This window comes from Aestuariibaculum sp. M13 (assembly GCF_024723255.1).
GTDB lineage: Bacteria > Bacteroidota > Bacteroidia > Flavobacteriales > Flavobacteriaceae > Aestuariibaculum > Aestuariibaculum lutulentum.
Window position 1 is genome coordinate 1 of the sequence record NZ_JANIAC010000002.1, and the last position, 25,893, is coordinate 25,893.

22 protein-coding genes are annotated in these 25,893 nt (G+C 29.6%); 18 read left to right on the forward strand and 4 right to left on the reverse strand.

Annotation, left to right across the window (positions count from 1 at the left end):
• Positions 1 to 113 precede the first annotated feature (113 nt).
• The 5 genes from NO995_RS07170 to NO995_RS07190 all read left to right on the forward strand — a co-directional run bounded on the left by NO995_RS07170 (position 114) and on the right by NO995_RS07190 (position 4,792).
• Complete coding sequence (locus tag NO995_RS07170) at positions 114 to 875, forward strand: hypothetical protein (protein WP_258226898.1); 762 nt, start codon at positions 114 to 116, stop codon at positions 873 to 875.
• Positions 876 to 939: 64 nt separating this feature from the next.
• Positions 940 to 1,404 (forward strand): hypothetical protein, encoded by a 465-nt coding sequence (locus NO995_RS07175; RefSeq protein ID WP_258226899.1) that lies wholly within the window; start codon positions 940 to 942, stop codon positions 1,402 to 1,404.
• Positions 1,405 to 1,440: 36 nt separating this feature from the next.
• Complete coding sequence (locus NO995_RS07180) at positions 1,441 to 1,728, forward strand: hypothetical protein (RefSeq protein ID WP_258226900.1); 288 nt, start codon at positions 1,441 to 1,443, stop codon at positions 1,726 to 1,728.
• 475 nt (positions 1,729 to 2,203) lie between these two features.
• Positions 2,204 to 3,415 carry a site-specific integrase gene (locus tag NO995_RS07185; protein ID WP_258226901.1) on the forward strand — a complete coding sequence of 404 codons (1,212 nt, stop codon included), beginning with the start codon at positions 2,204 to 2,206 and terminating at the stop codon, positions 3,413 to 3,415.
• A 699-nt stretch (positions 3,416 to 4,114) separates the two neighbouring features.
• Positions 4,115 to 4,792: a response regulator gene (locus tag NO995_RS07190; protein WP_258226902.1), complete on the forward strand. Its 678-nt coding sequence runs from the start codon at positions 4,115 to 4,117 to the stop codon at positions 4,790 to 4,792.
• Positions 4,793 to 4,851: 59 nt separating this feature from the next.
• Here NO995_RS07190 and NO995_RS07195 read toward each other — a convergent pair whose 3' ends face one another.
• Positions 4,852 to 7,968, reverse strand: a complete 3,117-nt coding sequence (locus NO995_RS07195) for an efflux RND transporter permease subunit (RefSeq protein ID WP_258226903.1) — start codon at positions 7,966 to 7,968, stop codon at positions 4,852 to 4,854.
• Between the two features lie 167 nt (positions 7,969 to 8,135).
• Between NO995_RS07195 and NO995_RS07200 the strand changes: the two genes are divergently transcribed.
• From NO995_RS07200 to NO995_RS07230, 7 genes are all read left to right on the forward strand, one after another.
• Positions 8,136 to 8,321: a hypothetical protein gene (locus NO995_RS07200; RefSeq protein WP_258226904.1), complete on the forward strand. Its 186-nt coding sequence runs from the start codon at positions 8,136 to 8,138 to the stop codon at positions 8,319 to 8,321.
• A 239-nt stretch (positions 8,322 to 8,560) separates the two neighbouring features.
• On the forward strand, positions 8,561 to 9,562 hold the full coding sequence (locus tag NO995_RS07205; RefSeq protein ID WP_258226905.1) for a DUF4221 domain-containing protein: 1,002 nt from the start codon (positions 8,561 to 8,563) through the stop codon (positions 9,560 to 9,562).
• Between the two features lie 4 nt (positions 9,563 to 9,566).
• Positions 9,567 to 10,061, forward strand: coding sequence for a hypothetical protein (locus NO995_RS07210; RefSeq protein ID WP_258226906.1), 495 nt, complete (start codon positions 9,567 to 9,569; stop codon positions 10,059 to 10,061).
• A complete protein-coding gene (lepB, locus tag NO995_RS07215) occupies positions 10,051 to 10,665 on the forward strand; it encodes a signal peptidase I (protein ID WP_258226907.1) in 615 nt (204 codons plus the stop codon). The genes NO995_RS07210 and lepB overlap by 11 nt, the downstream gene beginning before the upstream one ends.
• Positions 10,665 to 11,744, forward strand: coding sequence for an efflux RND transporter periplasmic adaptor subunit (locus NO995_RS07220; RefSeq protein WP_258226908.1), 1,080 nt, complete (start codon positions 10,665 to 10,667; stop codon positions 11,742 to 11,744). The genes lepB and NO995_RS07220 overlap by 1 nt, the downstream gene beginning before the upstream one ends.
• Positions 11,745 to 11,747: 3 nt before the next feature.
• A complete protein-coding gene (locus tag NO995_RS07225) occupies positions 11,748 to 14,756 on the forward strand; it encodes an efflux RND transporter permease subunit (protein ID WP_258226909.1) in 3,009 nt (1,002 codons plus the stop codon).
• Between the two features lie 48 nt (positions 14,757 to 14,804).
• Positions 14,805 to 16,097: a TolC family protein gene (locus tag NO995_RS07230; RefSeq protein WP_258226910.1), complete on the forward strand. Its 1,293-nt coding sequence runs from the start codon at positions 14,805 to 14,807 to the stop codon at positions 16,095 to 16,097.
• A gap of 130 nt (positions 16,098 to 16,227) precedes the next feature.
• Here NO995_RS07230 and NO995_RS07235 read toward each other — a convergent pair whose 3' ends face one another.
• Positions 16,228 to 16,731, reverse strand: a complete 504-nt coding sequence (locus tag NO995_RS07235) for a hypothetical protein (RefSeq protein ID WP_258226911.1) — start codon at positions 16,729 to 16,731, stop codon at positions 16,228 to 16,230.
• 1,026 nt (positions 16,732 to 17,757) lie between these two features.
• Between NO995_RS07235 and NO995_RS07240 the strand changes: the two genes are divergently transcribed.
• From NO995_RS07240 to NO995_RS07265, 6 genes are all read left to right on the forward strand, one after another.
• Positions 17,758 to 18,090: a single-stranded DNA-binding protein gene (locus NO995_RS07240; RefSeq protein ID WP_258226912.1), complete on the forward strand. Its 333-nt coding sequence runs from the start codon at positions 17,758 to 17,760 to the stop codon at positions 18,088 to 18,090.
• Between the two features lie 76 nt (positions 18,091 to 18,166).
• Positions 18,167 to 18,610 carry a JAB domain-containing protein gene (locus NO995_RS07245; protein WP_258226913.1) on the forward strand — a complete coding sequence of 148 codons (444 nt, stop codon included), beginning with the start codon at positions 18,167 to 18,169 and terminating at the stop codon, positions 18,608 to 18,610.
• A 436-nt stretch (positions 18,611 to 19,046) separates the two neighbouring features.
• Complete coding sequence (locus NO995_RS07250; protein WP_308813193.1) at positions 19,047 to 19,688, forward strand: BfmA/BtgA family mobilization protein; 642 nt, start codon at positions 19,047 to 19,049, stop codon at positions 19,686 to 19,688.
• On the forward strand, positions 19,651 to 20,688 hold the full coding sequence (mobB, locus tag NO995_RS07255; RefSeq protein WP_258226915.1) for a MobB family relaxase: 1,038 nt from the start codon (positions 19,651 to 19,653) through the stop codon (positions 20,686 to 20,688). The genes NO995_RS07250 and mobB overlap by 38 nt, the downstream gene beginning before the upstream one ends.
• Positions 20,685 to 22,145, forward strand: a complete 1,461-nt coding sequence (locus tag NO995_RS07260; protein WP_258226916.1) for a type IV secretory system conjugative DNA transfer family protein — start codon at positions 20,685 to 20,687, stop codon at positions 22,143 to 22,145. Before mobB ends, NO995_RS07260 begins: the two co-directional genes overlap by 4 nt.
• 423 nt (positions 22,146 to 22,568) lie before the next feature.
• Positions 22,569 to 22,877, forward strand: a complete 309-nt coding sequence (locus NO995_RS07265) for a hypothetical protein (RefSeq protein WP_258226917.1) — start codon at positions 22,569 to 22,571, stop codon at positions 22,875 to 22,877.
• 49 nt (positions 22,878 to 22,926) lie between these two features.
• Here NO995_RS07265 and NO995_RS07270 read toward each other — a convergent pair whose 3' ends face one another.
• Positions 22,927 to 24,477 carry a redoxin domain-containing protein gene (locus tag NO995_RS07270; RefSeq protein WP_258226918.1) on the reverse strand — a complete coding sequence of 517 codons (1,551 nt, stop codon included), beginning with the start codon at positions 24,475 to 24,477 and terminating at the stop codon, positions 22,927 to 22,929.
• Between the two features lie 15 nt (positions 24,478 to 24,492).
• A complete protein-coding gene (locus NO995_RS07275; RefSeq protein ID WP_258226919.1) occupies positions 24,493 to 25,893 on the reverse strand; it encodes a RagB/SusD family nutrient uptake outer membrane protein in 1,401 nt (466 codons plus the stop codon).

Sequence of the window (25,893 nt, forward strand, 5' to 3'; positions counted from 1 at the left end):
ACAATAATAGAAGAAGACATTCCTTTTTAGGAAATAGAACTATAAGAGAATTTGAATTAGACATGTATAACCTTAAACTAGCAGCGTAGTCATTCAACTATTTGTCCAGTTTTTTGTTGCAAGTCCATAAAGTAATTCCAGATTATTTAAGACAACAGATTGAATCAAGGACACAAACGTTTCCAAATCCTCCTTATGTAGCCAATTCGTTTAACATTCAAGATATTAATGAGGGTTGGGGAAAAATTAATTTAGATAAATATAGCTTAAACATCACCTCTCTTCCAAGTGGGTATTCTCCATTTCAACTTTTTGATGAAATTAGAAAAAACCTCTCTCAATTTATAGTGGGTGGAGATTTTGACTCTGTCATTAAGTATGGGAGTGTTTTTAACTTTGCCGCAGCAGTTACTTTAGAGCCTTATTCACCTGAAGATGGTGTTGTATGGAATTCTGAAAACCCAATCGGAGCAGCAATGGATTTTGATACTTTTTTAGATACTTCTACAGTTGTTTGCGTTGATTATAGTGAAGATGAAATGTTTTGGACATTTGCAACTGTTTATAGTTGGGATCATAGTGGTCATTTTGTTTCAGGATTAAGGCAATTTGGGCTTGAATCTAATGGACAAGGAGGGTATTCTTTTTATTTGAGAGGAGCCGATAGACTTGGTGGGGCTCTAGATTATTTAGCTAATGGTTTGGAAACTGGTAATGATTATTTATATTTAGGTGCAGGTGATGCCAATTGGAAGAATTTTATGGAGCTTTTAGAGAATTACTTATTGAAAAAACCGGGAGCTTCAGTAGAACATTTCGATAAGTCCAGGACTTATGGGAAAAGACATTGGTATGTAGAAGGAGGTTGTCCTTAAATGTGTAGAATGAACCAAGTACAAAAAAGCTTAAAAAGTTTAAAATTTAAAAAAAAGTAACAAAATGAAATATTTAATTATAATACTTGCATTTAACTTAGTTTGGAATATGGATTTGACACATAATAGACTTGTTAAAGTTGATGATGTTCGTGTCGACCAAGTCTCATTAGCTGAACAATTTTATAATAGGTTAGAAGTGAAACATAATCTCCCTCTTTCCGTAAATAGGTTTATCAATAGAATAGCAGTAGAGAGGACAGATATACCAGTAGAAATCTGGGAAGAGACTAAGGATTACATCGACTATTCTTATTTTAGCAATGATGTAATTAATGTCGTAAATAACTATTATTCAGATTCTGAAATTCAAATTTTGCTAAATGATTATGAAGACAAACCATACATACCAATTACAAAAATTGAGTTTAGAAAACAAGTGTTTCAAATTGCAAAATCTTTTAACGCCAATTGGGTTATTCCTGACATTAACGAAATATTGACTGATCATGGATATACTCCACTGTAGAGCTATGAACGAATATTTTAAAATCAATTTTTATACATGAAATACCCGATAATTAGAGTGTCGAACTTGTTGTCTTTGATTCTGTTTTTATTCTTTACAAATACTGAGGGAGCTGAATATGTTGGATTATATTTTTTTTATACGATTTATTTATGGTTGCTTATTGTCTTGGGCATTGTTGAGATTAACCTTTTAAAGTTGAATAAAAACGGGCATGGTGATTATGATTCTAAAGACAAATGGTTTTTTCGAGTTTTTGTTGTATCCTTAATTTTAATAATTTTTACTATGGTGCTTTTGCATATTCCAGAATTCAATAAATAGGTTGTTGGTACCCCCTTTAATAGAAAAGGTGTTCTGAATGAAAATATTGCTCTGTGCAAAATCGCCAGATTTGAATCATGCTCTCATGGAGTTGTGCTTTTACCCAGACTGGACACAAAGCTTGAAACTGTTTGTTACAAAACAAAATCCTAGAAATAAGGAAAAGTGATATTACAACTCCGAGTTAAATGGGAAAGAAGTTTTGGTAAGGCTCTGAGGTTAAATTTCCAATCATGTTTACGTCAATGACCTTATTCTTTATGTTGTCCCGACTTTTAAGGAATTTAAAAAGTGATAAACTTCAATTAATTGAATGATTTTCAGTAACTTGTGATGTAGGTAAGTTATTTATTACCGTCATACAGTACATTTAAAAAAGTTACCTATTCGGTTACCTCCTGTATGATGACAAAATAGGTAACTGAAATTTTGATTTGACTTTTGTTTTTAATGTTCAATTTTAAAGCAAAAGTGTATGAAAACTTCTAGTACTTTCGGTGTCCTATTTTGGTTAAAACTGGCCAATGTTAAAAATGGGGAAGCGCCTCTTTACGCTCGAATCACAGTAAATGGAAAACGAGCAGAATTATCCCTAAAAAAAAGAATTAATGTTACCAATTGGGATTCAAAGAAATGTAGATTTAAAGGGTTAAGTGAGGAAGCTAAACTAGTCAATAATTTCCTTAAAAGTGTAAATGGTCAATTGTTTACTATTTATCAAGATTTATGTAGGGATAAGAAATTTGTTTCTGCAAATTTGATAAAGAATAACTATTTAGGGATTGATAATGAGAATTATCGTCTTTCTGATATTATAGAGTATCATAATACACATATGAAATCAACTTTACGTTGGGGAACTCAAAAGAATTATTATACGACTCATAAATATTTGTCCTGGTTTTTAAAGCAAAAGAGAAAAACTGATGATATTTATTTAACAGAATTAAACTATCAATTTATAATTGATTTTGAGAGGTTTTTAAGAGGGTATCCTCAAATGGGAGGAAATACTGTAATGAAGCATCTTGAAAGGCTTCGAAAGATGATTACATTGGCTTATAAAATGGAATGGATTGTTAAGGATCCGTTTATAAAATTTGCCATTAAATATGAAAAGAAAGAACGAGCCTTTTTAAATGCTATAGAATTGGAGGCAATTGAGAAAAAGACATTTTCTATTCCAAGACTTGATTTGATAAAGGATCTTTTTGTTTTTGCCTGCTATACTGGCTTATCATACGGAGATGTTATGAAATTATCTAAAGATCATATTTGTTTGGGAATTGATCGAAAATTGTGGATTCATTCGCAAAGAGAAAAAACAAAAGTACCTATTAAAATACCTTTATTGAACAAAGCCATTGAAATAATTAAAAAGTATGAGTATCATCCTCAGACTTTTGGAAAACAAACAATTTTTCCAAACATCTCGAATCAGAAACTAAATTCTTATTTGAAAGAAATAGCAGATGTTTGTGGGATTAAAAAGAATTTAACGTTTCATGTCGCCAGACATACTTTTGCCACTACAGTAACTTTAAATAATGGCGTACCAATTGAAACAGTGTCTAAATTGTTAGGTCATACAAAATTATCAACGACCCAGATTTATGCTAGAGTAATGGAGAGTAAAATAAGCGAGGATATTTCTTTATTGGATAGAAAATTAAATACAAAAATTTAAGTTTTATAAATTGATTGTGAAGTTAATGTTATCACACGTTCTAATGGTTTTAAGTGTATAATAAATATTAACCCCTAATTTTTTATACCAATAATTCGTAGATTATATTGTTAAATTATAATGTCTATTAAAATTAGAATTTTAGGTTTAGTTCACGAGTGTCGATAATAATTCATTAGTCATTGATTGTTTTTGTGTTTATATTAAAAATTAATTCTTAAATCTTCATTAGTAATTTTGAGGTTTGAATTGCTATATGTATTAAAGAGGTAGACATTAAATAACCTTATACTTTCAATGATTAGGAATTGCATCCGGCTCATAAACACTTAGTGGTATTGAACACCTTAAATGTAAAGTGGTACAGTTTTATCACTATGTGATAATTTTATATCGGTAAGTAATTTTGATATTAACCTTATTATTATTATTATTATTATTATAAAACAAAACCAAGTTTTTATAGTCTACAACCATCTTTAAAATTTTGAATTTGTTATTATAATTCGATTTTCCAAAACATTTTATAGGATTAGGAGTTGGGTTAGTGAAAGTGAACTTATGGATGAAAATATTAGTGACAAAACTTTATATGAACTTGGGTTTGTAATAATTTATGGTATATTAGTGTAGTGTTTTTCTTGTTGAAAAATAACTATTATAATTGTTTTTTAAATTAAAATTAGTAAAACCTTGTAAATGAATATACCATATAATATTTTAATTATTGATGATCATCCCATGATTATTGACGCTTACAGCAGTGCTATAAATAATTCTGAACTAAGTAAAAATCGGTTTGAAATAAAAATTGAAACTGCCAGTTGCTGTAACTCTGCGATAAGTAAAATAGAAAATAAGGGTTTTAACGAAAATTTGGATTTAGTTATTTTAGATATTAGTATTCCGCCTTGTGAAGAAAAAAAAATTTTCTCAGGAGAACAATTAGGTATGTTTATTAAATCTATAGTCCCGAACTTAAAAATTTTAGTTATCACTTCTTATGATGATTCTTTAAGAATAAATAATATTTTATCCAATTTAAATCCTGATGGCTTTTTGGTTAAAAAGGATATTTCTTCTTTAGATTTAATTTTAGCAATTGAAACAATAATATCTGGGCATCCATTTTATAGTAATACGGTTAATTTGTTGATAAAAAAGAGAATGGCTAATAAAATTATTTTAGACGAAAAGGATTTACGGATATTAATGGAGCTTTCTAATGGATCTAGAATGAAAGAATTAATTGATGTAGTCCATTTGTCTAAAGCAGGAATTGAAAAAAGAAGACGGTTGCTAAAAGTTGCATTTGAAGTGAATGGTAAAAGTGATCGAGAATTAATATTAGAGGCGAAAAAAAGAGGATTTCTATAGATCTTCTACAAATGATTATTTCCATTATGGAAAAATAATTAAATTATTTTTTAAACTTTTTAACCAGAGTTTTTTAGTGTAAAAATAGGTAAGTAAAAAAGAATACCAATTAAAGAAAAAATAAGACCTCCAATTGTTCCAACCCCCAAAGCAAACCAAAATATTTGATTTTGCCCATCCTTTACAAAAGGAATGAACCCTAAAATGGTCGATGTAATTGTTAGGGTTATTGGGTATATTTTTTGTTTAAAAGCCTCTAAATATAGGAATATTTTATTTTGATTTGGGAAGTCCTTTTTAAGTTTATTAAACCCATAGATTATAAAAATAGACGCATTTACCGTAATGCCGCTCAATAAGACAAAGCTTGCAAGTCCTCCTTGATCAAAATTAAAATCAAATAAATAAAAAGTTAAAAACACCCCTATAAATGATATTGGAATTACACTTATAATAATAAATGGTTGTTTAAAGCTTTCAAAAATTATGGAACATATAAAATAAATAATAAGTAATATTAAGAAAAATAAAAAAGTATAATTATTATTTTTATCTTGATTCAAAAACCATCGCCTCGTGTCCGCTTTTTCAAAAGAGTATCCTAAAGGCAATCTTGGTTTTAGTTCTTTTAGTTTCTCATCCAAAAATTTGGAACCACTTAATTCAGCTCCAGCATACTGAAACTCTACTAGCCTAACATATTCTTGATTTTCTTTATAGATATTTTCTTCTTCTCTTTTTTTTGTGATATTAGAAATATCTTTTAAAGCTATTGGAGTATTCAAATTATCTATTGGAGTGTTTTTTATAAGCCAAATATCAAAAGTTTTTGATTGTTCAGATTCCAAACGTATCGGTATATATTTTCCTTGGATGTTAATTGAAATATCCTGATGTTTTGATAAAGTCATTTGCTGTAATTCATCCATAATTTTTAAAGGAGTTTTATTCGCTAGTGCCAAACGTTCTTTATCAATATTAAATTGGTAATTATAAGCTGGTTTTCTTGACCAGTTACTATTTTCTCTAACCAATACTTTTTGTATTCTAGGATGTTGCTCCAAGACAATTTTTAAACTATCAGCCCAATTATTTAAATTATCATAATTATAGCCTTTAGCTTTAACGGAGAAATTAATAATTTCGTTAGCATCATTTCCATAATTAAATCCATTACCAACACCATTTATCTCCCAATCCATACCTCCAAAATCAAGAGCTTTTCTAATTAACCGAGATTTTAACATAAAAGGAAATGAAGACTTTGAGTACTCTTCTAAAAAAGTAATTTCTAAGCGAGCATAATCTCCACTATATATATATGTAGTATATTGTTTTATCTCTTTGAATTGTTTTAAATAATTTTCTATTTCTAAAAAGACAGTATTCATTTGATGTACAGTTGCCCCTTTATCCATTGCAGAAGTAACATATAATTTTGTTTCTTCATTTCTATTATACGATGCGTTTTCGAATACATAATAATTAAATAGTCGAAATGAGCCACCTAAATACCTGTCTAAATAAGGTCTGATATTATCTTTGTACCATTCATTCCCTAAAGTGTTATTGTATGCTTTTTCATACCAACTATAGTTTTTTTCTAACTTTTGAGGCAACATAAAAATGGGTAAACCAAATAATAGAATAATGAATAAAATAACTAGTTTTTTATATCTTAATTCAATAAAAATAATACTTGCATAAATATCATAAAATTTCTGTTTGAGTATTTTACTCCAATGTTTTTCTTTTTTTATGGGAAGTTTTATTTTTTCCAAAAGAGCAGGTATTAAAAATAAAGCTATAAGTAATGAAACTGATAGATTAATAGTGATAACCAAGGCAAAATCTATCAAATTCACTTTATATTTATCATCTAAAAAATAAACAACAATTAAAGCACAGCTAGTGGTTAAAGTAGAAGCTAAAATTGGTGCAAATACCGATTTATTATTCTGATGACTAATATGATCTATCATTACAATAATATTGTCTATAATCAGACCTAAAGAGATAGTTATTCCTGCAAGAGAATATAGTTGTATTTCGACATTAAAAGCAAAATAGAATAAAAAGGCTATACTAATATTAGCAAGTAGGCTAATAAGTGTAATTATTAAAAAATTTAATCTTTTACTAATTAATAGGATAAACAGTAACAATATAGTAATGGTATAAAATGATCTCTCATATATTTTATCTAATTCCTGTTTCAGATATTCGGTGCTATCATAGGTTTTAATAATGGTATAGCCTTGAGGCAAACTTTTATCAATTTTCTCTAAAGCTCTATTAATCTCATTAGTAAGTGTAAGAGTGTTAGCTTGTTTTGAGGCGTATAGATTTAGTGTGATAGAGTTATTTCCATTTATTCTATAATAATTTTGTGTTTCTTGTTCTTGTTCTTTTATGGTGGTTAATTCATTTAGATATACTATTCTATTTCCGATTTTTGTTATAGGAATGGGGAATTGTAAATCTTCATTTTTAGGCTGAATATAGAGAGATATATAATTCCCATTAAAATTAATAGAACTTAAAGTTTCTTTGCTAAAATTATTTTTTATGGCTCTAATAATATCTAGCTTAGTGAGTTTTAATTTTTTTAAAATAGAATTATTATACGTTAAAACATATTCCTTGGGTGTTGCTCCATAAACTTGGGTTTTATCTATACCGTGAATTGCACCAATTATTGGTTCAATTTGAGTAATAACTGTTTCCTTAATATCAAAAGGTGATGCACTGCTATTTATGCTATATGATAAAAAAGCTTTAGTATCTTCCTCATTTGGCCTATTAATAACTAATGTTGGGTAGCTAACTTGTTTTGGTAATTTTTTGTAAAGTTGTCTAATTATTGTTGCTGTTTCAAAACGAGAGATATCAACATTAGTATATTTGTCAAATTCTAATACTATATAACCTTTGCTTTTAGAGCTTTTAGAGCTTATTTTTTTTAAACCTTTCAAGGTTGAAAACCCAGCTTCTAATAAAGATGTAACATCACGCTCTATTATTTGTGGAGAAGTGTTAGCCCAATTATAATTTACTGTTATAGAGGGAAGACTTCGACTTGGGTTTAATTTTACCGATAATTGAGGTGTTATAAAAATACCTATCACCGATAGGATAATAAACACAATAAATATTTTAAACTTTGAAACTTTCAAATTGTCCATTTTACATGTAAACATATAAAAAATATAAAGTGAACTTACAGATTATTTTTCAAGAAAGTGAAATGTAAGTGTTTTGAATACTTATTGTAGGTAAATAAGTCTATTATCTTTGTTTGAATTAATTACTTTTAAAAAATATTAACATAAAATTTTTTATTATGAAAAAAGCAATTTTAGGGCTAGCTTTCCTAGCGACAATTTTTTTTACAGCTACTGAAGCTTTTGAGCCTATCGATGTTCAAGCAGGTGAATCACGTCATGATGACGGGGAATGGTGTCCTAGTTCTGGAAGTTCTTGTGTTGTTATTACAGTTCCTAAGAAAGAGGAGGATGCACAACCTTAAATTCTTAAAGTTCATTTCTAGATGTTATACCAGTAAAAAGGTGCAACATCTTTTTTAATTTATAACATCACATTATGGTTAAGTTGACTACTGCAGTTATATGCTTTTTTTTTCTTTTTAGTTGTAACGATTTAAAGCCTAATCAAATAAACAATTGTTATTACGATGAAAGTTTATCAAATAAAAAAATAACTATTATAAAAGAGCTTAATATTTCTATTGATAAAACTAATAATTTCATGAGCACACAAACTTTGGTTAATGGGGACTCATTGATCAGAGCAAATTACTTTAATATTGCAATTGATATTTTTAGTGTTAAGGAAAGAAAAAAGATAATGACATATAATTTTAAAAATGAGGGGCCTAATAGAATTATAAATTTCGGGGGTTCTGGGATTGTTGAAATGAAAGAAAACTCATTTCTTATAGGAAGTCTTTTAGGTGAAATTTATATAACTTATAAGGATTCAATTCTTTCAAAACATAATTTGTCCGATTTAGATATATTTAAAGACAGAGAGTATAGACTTTACGGAATTAATAGTACGAAACCAATAAAAATAGATGATGATATCTTTTTTTATCGAGTACCTGAATATTTACAACAGGATAAAGGATATTATAGTGAGAAACTCTTAGTTAAATATAATTTGAAAAATAAATCTCTTGATGAGCTTAATGTATTGTATCCAAAGGAATATCATTCTGGATTATGGAGCTTTGCCCATATACACCCTTCATTCACAAAAAATAGCGAAAATAAAATAATATTTTCGTTTCCAATAAATTCTCATTTATATGAATACGATATAAAAACAGATTCAATGGTAACGGTCGATAAATGTGTAAAAAGCAAATTTGATAATTTTCCATTAAAACCTCTAAAATCAACCTCTGTAGATTTTTATGAAGAAAACAAATATATTAAAGGACAAATAAGGTATCTAAGTATTACTTATGATAAATATAAAAAGTTGTATTATAGAATGATTGCTTTACCTGTGGAAAATGATGACGATTTAATAAGTAGAGATAAGGACTTTTTGGTTTCTCCAATTGTTCTAATGGTTTTAGATAGTGATTTTAACGTTTTAGCGGAAAAAAAGTTAAAAGGAGGGATGTTTAATTATAAAGATTATTTTGTTAATGAAGAAGGGTTTTGGTTATCTAAAAATAATCCTAAAAACCCTAATTTTGATGAAGATAAATTGTCTTTTTCATTGTTTAATCTAAAATAAATAAATGAAAAGAATAGTTTATAAAATATATTTTATTTTAATGATTTGTTCTATATTGTTGAGTTGTAAAAATAAAGTTGAAGGTATTAATCCTAATAAAATTGAATTTAACAATAAGGTTTATAGTTATTTAAAGAAAGATTTGAATGCTAATGTTGATAAAAATCAAATGTTTATTATTCTAACTACTTATTCTTGTTCAGGGTGTACCAAAACTGCAGTAAATTACTTGAAAAAAAGTATAAAAAAGCAGAACAAAATTTCATTAATAGCTGTTGGGGATACAAAGAAAGAGACATTAAACTTGGTCGAAACCTTAGGTGATAGATATCAAATTTATTATGATTTTAAGGGAATCACATTTGATAAACTAAATCTTCATTCTAATGCCGTCATTGAAATTCAGAATAAAAAAGATTTAATTTTTTATACTTTTGGTGTAAATGAAAATATAGAATTAATGCTTACTACAATTGATAAATACCTAGATGAAAACTAACAAATATTATTTAATATTTTTTATAATCTTATTAACCATTCTTTTATTCACATGTTTTTTTTCAATATTAAAAGTGCATTCAAGTTCAATGTCAAATACTATAAATGAAGGTGATTATGCATTATTATGTAAAACAAGGCAAATAGAAAAAAAGGATATTGTTGTTTTTAATTTATTAGACAATAAATATTTGAAAAGATGTGTGGCAATGCCTGGAGATACCATTACGATAAATGTAAATGGGGTGAAAGTTAATAGTGATTTCGTCAATGAAAGTTATATAAATAAAACCAAAGGGATAATTCCATTTTTGGCAAATAAAACTTATTTTATGCAAGACTATATAGTTCCTTTTAAGGGATTTACTTCAATAATAACACCTCTTTTCTATAAAAAATATGCTCATTTAATAAATGAACTAGAAAATAGTGAATTTAATGTTATTGGTGAAAAATATTTTTTAGGCGGAAAAGAAATTAAAGCATATACCTTTCAAGAAGATTGTTTTTATCTTTTAGGAGACAATAGAGATGTGTCAAAAGATTCAAGATATTTTGGAGCTATTCCCGAAAATAAAATTTTTGGGAAATTAATTTTTAATTAATGAAAAACTTATATTTTATCACACTAATTTTACTTATTTTATCTTGTAAAGATAAGAGTATTAATTCTGTAAAACTTTCTAATAATAAGCTTTTGAATAACAATAAAAGAAACTTAAACGTAAGTATAATTAAAAAAGTTAATTTTCAAAAGCAAATAATAGCTAACGGTAAGGTAGTAGCCCAAAATAAAAGTGAATTACGTTTTAAAACCAGTGAAAGGATTGCTTCTATAACAGTTAAAAATGGACAAAAAATTGACCAAGGAAAAACAATAGCATTGTTAGATAATTCACTATTAGAAAACCAACTTAACAGAACCAAAATTGAATTTGATAAAGCTGATAAAATACTGCAAGAAGAAAAGATTAATTTTGGATTGGGCGATTTACCAAACGAAAGTATTGAGCCAAAAATTTTAAAGAATCTAAAAATTAAAAGTGGCTATTTTGAAGCGCAAAACGCTGTAGAGAAAGCTCAATTGCTTTATAATCAAACTATATTAAAATCACCTTTTACAGGGGTAGTTGCTAATATAAATACAAAAGCTGGTGATTATATTAGTTCAAGTGATGTGTTTTGCACTGTTATTGGACAACAACAATTTGAAGTAGTATTTTCAGTTTTAGAGAGTGAGTTATCTTTTATTAAAGAAAAACAAGATGTAACTATTAATTTGTTTGTTGATGAAAGCAAAACTTTTAAAGGTTTAATTACAGAAATTAATCCTTTAGTAGATGAAAATGGTTTAATTCAAATAAAGGCTAAAATAATTAAAAAAGATAATATATTGTTTGATGGTATGAATGTTAAAGTGATTGTTAATAAGTCTTTAGAAGGTGTTACCGTCATCCCAAAGGAAGCATTGGTTTTGCGCTCTAACAAAGAAGTTGTTTTTACAATTGAAAATGGTTTGGCTAAATGGAATTATGTTGAAATATTGGATGAAAACAGTAATAGCTATGCCATAAAAAAAGGTTTAAAGTTTGGAGATACCATTATAGTATCTGGAAACATGAATTTATCACACGATACAAAAGTAAATCCTTTATTTGGATCACAACAGGATGATATAAATTAAATAATGGTAAAGTATTTAATTAATAGGCCAGTTGCTGTATTTATGGTAACTTTTGCTTTTTTATTGCTTGGAATTGTTGCTTCTCTGCGTATACCAACTTCTTTAATGCCTGATATTGCAATTCCAGAAATTACTGTTCAATTAACTTACCCAAATAATACAACTCGTGAGTTAGAAACTAACGTAGTAAGGCCATTACGTAATCAACTCTTACAAGTTACAAATTTAAAAGATATTGAAACTGAAACTAGAGATGGATTTGCTACTTTAAAATTATTATTTGAGTATGGAACTAACACAGATTATGCTTTTATAGAAACCAATGAAAAAGTAGATGCTTCATTAAATTATTTACCGCGTGATTTAGATAGACCAAAAGTTATAAAAGCGTCTGCTACTGATATTCCTATTTTAAATCTTGTAATTTCCTTAAAAGAAGATTATAGTGATGAACGTTTTCTAGAATTAAGTGAGTTTGTTGAAACTGTCATAAAAAAGCGTATAGAACAATTACCAGATATTGCTTTGGCTGATATAAGTGGACAATCTCAATCTGAAATTATAGTAACTCCTGATAAAAATAAAATTCAAAGTTTAGGAATCGATAATGATGAACTTGTTAAAGCTATAAAGCAAAATAATTTTGAATTAGGAAACTTAATTGTTCAAAATGGAATTTATCAATATAATTTTCAGTTTTCCAATCCGCTTCACACTAAAAAAGATATTGAAAATATTTATTTAAACATCCACGATAAATTATTTCAACTAAAAGATTTAGCGGAAGTATCCTTAAGACCGCAATTAGATAGAGGCTTGGTTTATAATAATTCAAATAGAGCTATTGTTCTAGCAATAGTAAAGCAAGCTGATGCAAGAGTGTACGACTTAAAAGAAGCTTTAGATAGGTTAACGCTATCTCTTCAAAAGGATTATCCAAATCTCGTATTTTCAACCAATCAAGACCAATCACAATTATTAAAACTATCTATTGATAACTTGAAGTCGAGTTTATGGATAGGAAGTATTTTAGCCATATTAATTATGTTTTTTTTTCTGAAAGACATAAAATCGCCTTTAATCATTGCTATTAGTATACCAGTTTCTTTAATAGTTAGTCTATTTCTTATGTATCTTTTTGGATTGTCTGTTAATATTATTTCCCTATCAGGTCTAATACTAGGTGTTGGTATGATGATAGACAATGCTATTATTGTTATTGATAATATTACCCAAAAATTAGAATCTGGTTTTAATCTATTTGATGCTTGTGTCCAAGGTACAAATGAAATTATTACACCATTAATAAGTTCTGTATTAACTACTTGTTCTGTTTTCTTGCCCTTAATCTTTTTAAGTGGAATTGTTGGTGCTCTATTTTATGATCAAGCGGTTGCAGTTTCAATTGGATTAGGTTCTTCATTATTGGTTTCTATTATGGTTATTCCTGTCATTTTCAAAAAGTTAAAAAATAAGACCTTTAAGTTTGAAAAATGGTTGCGATTTAATATTAAGACACAAAATATTGATTTTTGGTATGAGAAAGGGTATCATTTTTTCTTTGGAAAAAAACTGATAGTATATGGAATTTCAATAGTAAGTGTCATTATTACTCTTGTTCTTTTCAAAACTATGGAATATTCGCAATTACCAGAAATTGATCAAAATGAAACCATCGCAACAATTGATTGGAATGAAAATATTAATGTAATTGAAAACCAAAATCGTATTCATTCTACTTTAAAAGATGTTCCTAATATTAAAACTCAGTTTTATCAAGTTGGAGAACAACAATTTTTATTGCAACGAGAGAATACTAGAAGTTTTTCTGAAGCAGTAGTGTATTTAAGATCGAATTCTATTTCTGAACTTGAAACTATAAAGGAAAATATTCAAGAAGATATTAAAAAAAAATATCCGAATAGCAATATTAATTTTGAAGCACCTAAGAGTATTTTTCAATATATTTTTCGTACAAATAAAAGTAAACTCATAGCACAGATACATTCTAATTCCTCTTTGGAAGTTCCTAAAGAAGATGAACTCGCTAGTATTAACGCGCTACTAGTAGATAAAACTAGTTCTGAAGTTCCACTAAAACAAACTGCTTCAATTCAAATTTTACACGAAAGTGTTTTACTTTATGATGTTAATTATGATGACTTAATTACTGAGCTTAAAACAGCTTTCGATCTAAGCTTTATTGATAACTTAAAAAATGCTCAAAAGTATATTCCTATCAAACTAAATTATGAAGTTATTGATTTTGAAAATATAGTAAATGGACTATTTGTTAAGAATAAAAGTGATGATTTGATCCCGGTTAAAAATTTAATTAAAGTAAATACAGTACAACAATATAAGACTATTACAGCTAACAGAGGTGGTGAATATTTAGGTTTTGATATTTATACACAGAATAACATTGATTCTGAAATAGTTAGTATTCAAAATGCATTTCATAAAAGCAAAAATTATAATGTTCGCTTTGGTGGTGATTGGTTAGAGTTAAAGGAAATCAACAGCCAACTGATAGTTGTTGTTATTGTAGCTTTGTTATTACTATATTTTATTATGGTAGCTCAGTTTGAATCCTTTTGGCAACCTTTAATTATTTTATTTGAAATACCAATTGATATTGGGGGAGCTTTATTATTGCTTTGGTTATTTGGTGGTACAATAAATGTAATGGCAGCGATTGGAATTGTTGTAATGAGTGGTGTGATTATAAACGATAGTATTTTAAAAATTCACACGATTAATTTATTGCGAAAACGAGGGGTAGGAGTTGAAGATGCTATTAAACAAGCGGGTAAATTGCGTTTAAAACCCATTTTAATGACATCTTTAACAACCATACTTGCTCTAACACCATTTTTATTTATGACAGGTTTAGGTGCTCAATTACAAAAGCCATTAGCTTTAACAGTTATTGGAGGTATGATTATTGGGACATTTATTAGTTTATATTTTATACCCTTAATGTATTATACATTTATTAAAAAAAAGTAATTGATGAGGATTAAAATTTTCAACTTATTAATCTTTTATTGCATTTCATTGTCCGCACAAGAAAAGTGGTCCTTGGAAAAGTGTATTAATTATGCAAAAGTGCACAACATTGATATACAAAAACAACAATTTCAGAATGAAATTAAAGAAGAAGATATTGTTATAGCTAAAGGGAATTACTTTCCTGATGGTAATTTTAATGCTTCTCAAGGTTTCAGTTTAGGAAATTCGTTTAATGTTTCTACAGGTGTGGGACAATTAGAAAGTCGATTTAATAGCTTTAGTTTGTCATCTTCTGTGAATATTTTTAATGGTTTTAGTAATAGATACAAATTTCAACAAGCCAAATTGTATGCAGAAAAGGGAAATATTGATTTAGAAAAATTACTTTTAGATTTGTCATTAAATATTTCTAATAAGTATTTACAAGTTCTTTTTTGTAAAGAAATTCTGTCTGTTGCCAAAGAGCAAGAAGCTATAAGTCAAAAAGAAGTTAGTAGATTATCGAATTTATTTAATGTAGGGTTAAAATCCAAAAGCGAATTATTAGAAATGGAAGCTACTTTCTCTAAAGATAAAAAAGAAAGATTAATTGCTGAAAACAATATAAGGAATAGCCTCATTGAATTGCAAGAATTGTTAGATGTGAAACCGATAGATAATTTTCATATTGAACCTATTGATATTAGTGGTTTTAAGAATGATTTTAAGTTGGTGAAAGAAGATGATATTTATAATAAAGCATTAAAAATAAATCCGCTAATAAAATCTACTCAATTAAGTGAAAATATTAACGAGAAGATTATTAGTATAAATAAAGCCAATTTTTATCCTAAATTTGATTTTTATTATTCATATAGCAGTAGTTATTATCATGTTCAGGGAAGAGAAGATGTTGTGTTCAATCAACAAACTAATCAATTTGAGAACAATGGTTTTTTAGTTCAGCTAGACAATAATAGAACACATTATCTAGGATTTGCTTTAACAGTTCCTTTATTTAATAAATTTCAAACTCGTTCAAATATTGATAAATCAAAAATTGAATTAAAAATCATTAAAGTAGAACTTGAAAATCAAAAGAAAGAACTTAAAAACAAAATTGGTATAGCTTATAATGATGTTCGTACGGCCAGAGCTACTCTGGAAGCTTCTGAGTCCGCTTTTGTATTCCAGGAAGAAGTCTTTTCTAGTGCCCAAAACAAATATGAAGAAGGTATCATTCCTTTGCACGAATTTTTGGAATGTAAATCTAATTATATTAAAACACAATCAGGACTTATAAATGCTAAATATGAATACTTATTTAAAATTAAAGTTTTAGAATATTATTATAATTAAGATTAAAATTCTTACAATAGGAACTTGTGAGTATGTGAGATTTTGCTGATTTCTTATGTATAATAGTCAGAAAATAAAGTGTAGGTTAAAGGCATTATTTTTTACAGATAATTTACAAGAGTCAAGAGTATTAATGATTTATAATTTCATAGTTTGAGCAATGATTATATTTCGAACTATGATTAATTCCTAAATTCAATTGTGTTAAACTTTTTTTAAGAACTTTTGCTAATTCTTTTGTAGGTTCTATTTGAATACTATCATTGTCAATCTTAAAAGCAAAATATTCAATTTTTCCAGAGCTATCAAAATATACTCTAGTAAATATAGTAATGTTAGTCTTTGAAACATTCCATTTAATTTTTGCAGCGCTTATACTTTCACTAATTGCATTTTGAAAATTTTGGATTTTTTTGACTTTGACACTATCTTTTATTGGGTTAAATGTTTTGGGGTTTAGTAGTTTTGGGTATAAACTGTCTAAGTTTTGCCTATAAAAAGCATCATTAAGTTTAGTGTCAAGTACTTTATTTATCAGAACTAGTTCTGAATGATCTTCAATTTGCGCTTTACAACTTATATTTGTCAATAATATGGTGATGATTATTAATATTGTTTTAAAAAAAGATCTCATTTTCTTTCCTTTTTAAAATTTAATTGTACCGAATATATTAAAATATTTACATCTACATAAATTTTACATTAAAGAATGGTTTATTGGCTACATATACTACTGTATTTATTATAATTTACCGGACATAGTGATAAGAAAATAGGTTTGTTAGATTTTATAATTGCAATTATCTGAAGAAACTCTAAATAATATGTCTTAGAATTTTAATAAATGCAGTTGAGGTAATTTATGTCAAGGGCTATGAATGCCAGTCTGCTAAACTTGGAAGTTAAATTCTTTAAGCCTATTTCCCTTATAAAAAAATTGTTGCTATTTCTTCGATTGCTAATTCCATATTTTTATGACATTAGTGCAAAAAACTGAAATATAGAACTATTTACGGAGGAGAAAATTTAGCATACCTAAATTTCATGTAAACCTTATTTAATGGTACTTCATATCAAGAACTGGACTAGATCATTATATCCGCTGTGGAGGGTTCTCGTTTAACGTCCTATTTAGTTTAACAGCACTTGGTACTTTTCGTCTTCCCCAAATTCATTATACACTTGTTGTAAAAAGGATAGAATACTATATAAGATTTCTTTGGGAGTTGAAGAGTGTCTCATGATATTTAGGTATTGGTTATTAGGTTTTAAGTTAAAAAGAAATATTTAGACTTATTTATTCTCGCTTCGAGATGTTTTAAATTTCAAGTCTTCATTTTAATTCGTTCTTCTCGGCTGTGGCCGTTATCACCATTTTTTGTTAGCAAAGTAATAACATTTAGAAGTTAATGGGACTGCATAACCAGGCTCGCTTCACTCCCTCTTTTTATAAGTCCCTTATTAATTCTAAATATTCAAAAATTACAGCATCAAAAAAAGGTAACAGCTCATAGCTCTATGGGAAGTAAATCAAATTATTAAAGTCATGAAATCATATCAAAACATACCAAATACAAAGCGAAATAAATGAAAATCAAAAAAGGAAAACGCTTCAGATATATTAAGTAAATCAATTATTAATCATTTAAATATTTTTATCATGAGTACAATTAAAAACAGAGTGCAGTTAATCGGTAACGTAGGGCAAGAGCCAACGATGACCATTTTAGAAGACGGAAAAAAGTTAGCCCGTATTTCATTGGCCACTAATGAGCATTATAACAATGCCAAAGGCGAAAAACAAACTAATACCAGTTGGCACAATTTGGTAGCCTGGGGTAAAAAGGCCGACATTGTAGAAAAGTATGTGACTACAGGTAAAGAAATTGCCATTGAAGGCAAACTAACTTCAAGAAGTTATGATGATAAAGAAGGCGTTAAACGCTATGTGACGGAAATTACAATTAGTGAAATCTTACTACTTAGTAAATAGAAGTAAAAACAATAGGGTGCTCCCTTTCAAATCAGCACCCTATTTAATCTTAGGTTAAACTTCTAAATCGAAGTATATGAAAAACAAAGTTAATGAAATACAGGTAAGCTATAAAGAAAAGTTAAAAGCTTCTTTATCAATAAAATGCTCTTCAGATGCCAATGAGATTATTTTTAACCATTGGAATCAAAATACCATCGGGTTACATGAATCGTTTAAAATCATGCTCTTAAATAACTCTAATAAAGTTAAAGGGATCTATGAATTATCCAGCGGTGGGATTACCGGAACTTTAGTAGATATCAGAATCTTATTTGCCATCGTTTTAAAGACCCTTAGTACCGGAGTCATACTTGTGCATAACCATCCGTCAAATAAGCTAATTCCTAGTGAAGTGGATAAAAAACTGACGGAGAAAATCGTTAAGGCCTCTAAATTTTTGGATGTGGCCGTTTTAGATCATCTCATTATTACACCCTCTGGAGAGTATTACAGTTTCGCAGATAATGGAATACTATAAAAGTAAATTAAAAATTAATTAAAAACAAACCTTTGGAGCGATCCAGAGGTTTATACTTTTTTTTCAATTGCTGGGGGGTATTTTAGAAAATCTGACGTTTTGAAATCCTGATTTTTTGAAATTCATACGTTTTGGTATCAAATGAATCCATTTGAGTCTAAACGGTATTTTTCGATTTTAAAGGAATCACTTAACTTTAAAAGAAGCGGTTAAGAACTGAAAATGAGTACTCCGTTTTGAAAAATTTTGTCACGCCCCGGCGTGACGAAATCGGATAGCAAGAGGGTAACGGGGGAGACCCCCTGTTACAGTTTGTTATACTCTCGGAACCCCTGTAAACAAAGGGGTTCGAGGATTTGTGTGTTATGAAGGTGATTTCGTTTTTTATGAAAAAACGCTCTCAGCCCAGTAAAACCGGTAAATTTTTTATGAAAAAATGGATAAAGGATATGAAAAAGAAGGATTTGACGGCTTGAGAATTAAGTCATCAGTGGCTCAGAAATTTAGGGTGTTTTGTAGAGAGCAAGGAAAGTCGCAATCGATGAACTTACTCAACATGATAGATTTTTTTAATGGCTATGGTATAAAACCTACCGATACATTGGAATCCCATTTGGGAAAGGTAGAAAGTTCTATCAAAAAACGAATCAATTCTTTAGTGGCCATTATCAGAGATATTGAAAAACATCAGACCGCTCCAACTTATGAAATGTTGCAATTACTCTTTCAGGAGGCAGCTGGTAGTTCGGAAAAATCAAACTCAAATAATGAGACTATAGCTGGACGAAAAGTTTTGGATCAGCCACCAATATCTTTTGAAAAGCATGAAGCCATTTTAGAGAAAATGAAGAAAGCACCCATTGATGGGTATACGCATTATAAAAACCAGTATTTCGATACTCAACAGAAACTACTGGAATTGCAATACCTGTTATCAGATAGCCTGGAGGTGTCTACTTATGTAAGTCCTGCATTTGGTAAGGGCTATGTACGACTGGATATTACTAAAGCGAATTATAAAGAATTAAAAGATAAAAGCCATGTATCTGACCATAACACCCCAGAAGATGGGAAGTAACTATTTGCAGAGCGCTTCTGATTTTGTAAGCTATCTGGAGAAAGAAAACGAAGGAAAAAGTGCTGATGAGCAAATGGAGTATTTCTTTAATCAGGATGCTGATGGTATTTCTGGTGCCGAGGTGGTTAAGGAAATTGATGCTAATACCGATAGACTGGAAAAGCATGAGCCTAAGTTTTATTCCATCACTATTAACCCGAGCCAAAGAGAACAGGCAGCCCTAAAGAATCATGCCGAGGATTTAAAAGCTTATACCCGGGAAGTGATGAAAGCCTATGCACAATCCTTTCATCGCGAAATAGAAGGGCGTAAGGTAAATGTAAACGATCTTAAATACTACGCTAAAATTGAATATAGTAGAACGTATAAAGGGACCGATAAGGCGGTAAGAGAGAACCAACAGTATATTGCAAAAGTGGCCAAGCTTCAAAATGATGCCCGAAAGATTGATCGAGGTGAACTTAAAGGAAATCTTAAAGCTATAGAAAAGGAGATTGAAAAGACCAAGACAGAAGCACCTCATAAACAAAATGGTAAAATGATTGAAGTAGGCATGCCAAAGACAGGATCCCAATCTCACGTGCATATTATCATGAGCCGTAAAGATCAGTCTAATAAATATAGTATTTCACCTGGGAGTAAATATAAGGCCTCAACCGTGACCCTGAACGGCAAGGAAGTAAAAAGAGGTTTCGATAGGGACAGCTTTTATCAAAAGGCCGAAAAACAGTTTGATAAACAGTTTAATTATAAACGACACTATGTAGAACAATACCAGGCTCGAAAAGCGCTTTTGAAATCTCCAGAACAATACATGAAAAAGTTATGGCAGATGACAACAAAACAACGAACATTAGGCTTTCAGATTTTGAAGGATGCAGGTATTAAAACTCAAATTCCTAAGGTGCCTACCAACCAGGCAGAGCTTGCAGCTAAAATTGTAAAAGAAATTAAAAAAGGTGTGACACGCGCCATTAAATCCGGATCTATTGAAATATGAACACAACATTATCTACCATCGTCCTTGTCATACTGCCAGTAATTATGGTAGTATTGATTCTGTATCTTTTATTTGGGGATAAAGACAGGTATAGAATTTCGAAAAAATACCGAATGAGGTTACAACTGAATTCTGGAAGTTTAAAAATTGATAACATTAGAAAAGGTGCTAGTATTATTGGCGCCGCTGGTAGTGGCAAGACAGAGAGTGTTATCTATCAGTTTTTGCAGCATTTCACAAAACACAAGTTTTGTGGTATTGTCCATGATTATAAAGATCTGGAGCTTACAGAAATGGTATATCCACTGTGTGAAAAACATCAGATTAAACTTTATACCATTGCTTTTGATACGATCTATTATAAAGTGAATCCCATAGCACCTAAATACTTACCTAGCGAAGAAAGTGTACTTGAGGTGTCTAAGGTACTTATGGAAAATCTCTTGGAACAAAACCTTTCTGAAGCTATAGGAAGTAATAAATTCTTTTCTGATGCCGTAGAGGGGCTATTATCAGGGCTTATCTGGAATCTACGGAGCTACTATCCTCAATATTGTACTTTACCTCATTTAATGGCCTTATACCAATACCTGGATAAGGATGGTCTGGTGAAGTTTCTTAAAACGGATATCACTGCCCAGGCTATGGCCAGTGCCTTTTTACATGGTGTGGATTCAGAGAAACAAACAGCAGGGGTAAGAAGTACATTATCTAATGCCTTTAAGAAAATAAGTACCCGTAAACTGTTTATGGTATTATCAAAAGATGAAGTACCATTGAATATCAATGATCCTGAAAATAAGGCCATCATAGCTATTTCAAATCATCCAAAATATGAATCGACCTTTGCACCGATTATTGCGATGGTGATGCATACCGTAGTCAAACAAATGAGTGAGCGTGGTATGGAATCTTCATTTATATTGATGGAAGAGGCGCCAACCATTAAATTACTGCATATGCATCGTATTCCGGCAACCCTGCGTAGTTATGATATAGCAACGGTTTATGTGATGCAGGATAAGATTCAAAATGATATGTTATATGGAGACAAAGCTAGTCGAGCCATTATTAGTAATCTGTCCTACCAGTTTTTTGGAAAGGCCAATGATCCAGATACGGCTCGTTATTATGAGAGCTTTTTTGAAATGGTAATCCAACCAACAAGAGCGGTGACTACTGAAAGCGGTTGGTCATCAAGTAGTCGAGTTACCAAAGGAGAAAGGGAGGTCAGTAAACGCCGTGCAAATGATTTTTTTAAATTGAAAACCGGCGAGTTTGTAGCCTTTGCAGATGGTAAGGATAGAAAGGTGCAATTTCGATTGCTGAACATTCAGAAGAAGAAACCAAAACTGATTGAGTCTTATACAGAGGATGATCTGGATTTAAATTTTAAAAGAATTCATAGAGAGGTTAGAGATATGTTTGAATCGATGAAGGGGAAAAACGAAGATTAATTTTTAATATAGGAAACAGAAATCTTATCGGGAAATAGATTATATTTAAAATGCTATTAATCATTTTAAGAAATGCCCTTGTTTCTAACTAAGCCCTGCTTAAATTGAAATGAGGTTTTTTTATACACATAGGTTATAAATTATCATCTTAATCAAATTTCAAATTAATTTTTATTGTATTTTGTAAGTGAAAAATTACTTTTTAGCTAAAATAATCCGTTTCAGACAACAAATAATCCCTCAGGAGCAAATTTACCTTATTAATTTTACATCAATGAAAATCAATTCAATACAATTGAAGTGAAATGATGTTAAAAACATTTAAATCTTATGATTTAAACATAAAAAATCAATTGCGCGATTGCAGGGTAAGACCGAAAACCTGTAAAATAGAGTAGGTCAATTAATTTAAAATTTAATATTATGAATAAGTTTAAATTTGCTGTAGCAACTTTGGTTATTGTTGCCGGCACAATTGGAGCGTTTGCTTTTAGCAACATTAAAGATAAAGATTCTGTGAAAGAGGAAATTCAAACCTACTATTATAGTGTTGATTATGAAAGTGGTAGTGATTACGTCATTCTAGAAATTGGATCGCCATCAGGTACCTGTCCTGGAGGGAGTGATGCATGTGAGTTTTCTTCTCCTACATCGTTAGGAACAACTGTACTGAAGACGGATGTAGATAATGAACAAAATGGAATTGTGGTTTTGGGAAATACTAACCTCTAAAGTTAATATAACTAGGAATGGTGATATTAACATCACCATTCCTAGTTTTTTACTCATTTAAAGTTTTTTCTATAATTTCTAATAATGTTTCCAATTCAAATAACTCCTTGCCATCAACAGAACGGATAATACCTTCCTGGTCAATCAGAATCATCCAAGGGCAGAAAGGAATTTGATTTTCAATTATAAACGGATGTTTGAACCCCATACCATTGGTATAGACATTCTTTGCATTTGAATCGGTATATATACCTAATTTTATGCCATCTAACCAACGTTGCTTCGACTTATCACTATTAATAGAAAGTATTACAAAATCAGAATCATCCTCAAAAAAATTAGGCAACTTAGATGTAATTTCCCTATAAACACTCATACAGCCTCCACAACCATTGAACCAAAAATCTAATAGAACTACTTTCCCTTCATAATCAGTAATATTTATAGGTTTGCCACTTTCATCATAGAATGTCGCGTCCGAGACTTTAGTGCCAATCCCCTTATTTTTTACGTTTTTCAAAAAGTTGATACAGTAAGGGTCTTGGAAATAGCTTTTCGTATCTGTAATTATTTCATCAATTTTATTAGTTCTTTGCGTTTGTAGAAATAATAAAACAACTTCTCTTTCCCTGGCAAGTCCAGTAGTAGTTGATTTAATTCGGTTGTAAACCCAATACTGATCATAACTACCATTAATAATCTCAGCATCTGCAATATACTTATCTCTAAGATAACGTAAATATGTAGGGTTATTGGAAAGTACTTCAGGGTTGATATCTTCGCCTTTAACTCTCTTAGATTCATTGGAGAATTTTTCATATTTTCGAACAAAATCTTCTTTAACATCATTGAAAGAAGATTTAATACTATCATTAAAATACTTTTGTAACCCTCTAAACCCACTACTATAACTGTATAAAACATCCGCTTTTAATGATTCATAAGCTAACTCTGAAATAGAATGTTTTTCATTTTCCAAATAGGCCAGACGTTTTTTCTTAATCAATACATTTGCTATAAAATCAAAATTTTCATCAAATTCATATAACGGAAATACTTTGCCTTCCCCCTTTATTTTTAATACACTATCTCTAATTTTGTATTTTTCCGAGCCATTTCCGTAAAACTCACAAGTAGAATGAATACCTCCAGCTGTTTCTCTATGTGAGATATTTATTAGAATACTATCGCCACGTTCCCAAAATTGATTATTAATAATAGGCATAATAGGTTTACCTTGCCCTTTATCTGTAAAAGTTCGTGGTTTCATTATAGTAAAATAACCAAAATCTCCTTCAGCAGGTATGTTAAATGTAAAATACCCTTGTTTTTCATTTGCAGTAATAACCCTATGTCCTTTGTCGTTAATATGTGGATATGGATAAATAGGGTTCAGTAGATATAAAGACAATGTGTCTTCAGGCTGAGCCTCTTTGTAATCGACCTTTATAGTAAGAAAACGAACTTCTTTTTCTTTAGTATCATCTGTTAATGCTGTATTTCTATAACAGTTACTGTTACCTATCAAGATAGCTAGGATCATTAAACCTGTAGTGGCGGTTAACAATACTACGTGCTTGATTTTTATATTTGTTTTCATCCTGAATATTTTTTATTATCGAATATTTTGTTCGATGTTGCTTAACTCAATTTCATTATTAGGTATTGGAAGCACATATTTAGGGTCACTCGGTAGCAAAGTGTAATCTATACCACCTATTGTATGTGTTACAGTTGTCTGAAAATCAGGGTCGACTTGGAATCTTTTTAAATCTTCCCATCTTACATTTCCTGTGAGTGGTAATTCCTTCCTTCTTTCAGTTATAATTAATTTTAAAATTGAGTCGGCTTCAGATAAACTATAATTGCTAAAGGAATCAGTTTCATACCTGTTTTTAAGTAAATAATTTAAGCTGGCCAATGCCCCCTCATTATTTCCTTGTCTTACATTACATTCAGCTTTAATTAGTAATAATTCATTAGTTCCTATACCACAAAATATCTGAATACCCCCAGAATAGCTGCCATTGAAGATAATGTTGCCATTAACTATCCGGTAGAGGTATTTTTTACGTAAATCTTTTTCGTCGTATGATGTATATAAATCTGAATCTATAAACTGTTTTTTATATAAACCGGCACCCAAAGAAGGGTAATTGTTGTTTGAAGCATTGAATAAGATTTCAGGGTTATCAATACCGAAACTAGGGAAAGGATACGTTGATGTAGAATCCACAAATGCTGTATCATTAAAATTCATCAAGTCACCATTTATTAGAAGTGCATTTTCTGCATGCATTCCAGCTTCTTCATACTTTCCCATAACTAAGTATATTTTAGCCAATAATCCTAATGCAGCTGCTTGGTTTGGTCTAAAATTCGTTATTTGTTCCTCTGCAAGTAATACTGAAGCTTCTTTTGCATCTTGTAACATTTGTTGATAGGTTTTAGATAGAGAACTTCTAGAATAAAGCTGATTTACATCTGAAGTTAATCGAACAGGTAAACCTAAGTCTGTTTCGGCGGTTGATGAATCATATGATTTGCAAAATAATTGACTGAGGGAAAACAGAGAAAATGATCTAAAGAACAATGCTTGCCCTTTAATATTGTTTAGTTGTGCATCATCGGTATTGTTTTCTAACTCTTTTAATCCATCTAGAACAATATTTGCATATTCCATTATGGCATAGGCATCATTCCAATCACGTGATTCCCCATTATTCCATACATCTTTGGCAAAAGTAAATAGGTTTTGTTCTGTTTCAGAAACACTAAGGAAATTAGCTTCTGATAAAACAATGTTATCTGTACCTAATAAACCTGCCGCTGGGAATTTCATATTTAGTTTAAATCCATTGTCTAATAATGCTTGAAAATCTTCTAATGTAACCGGAGTCACATCAAGCGAAAGTCTTTTAACGTTTAGCCAGTCATCTTGCTTTTGACAAGCAATAGATGATAATAGAAAAATGAGTAAAAGAGCCTTTAAGTATATTGATATATTTGTTTTCAT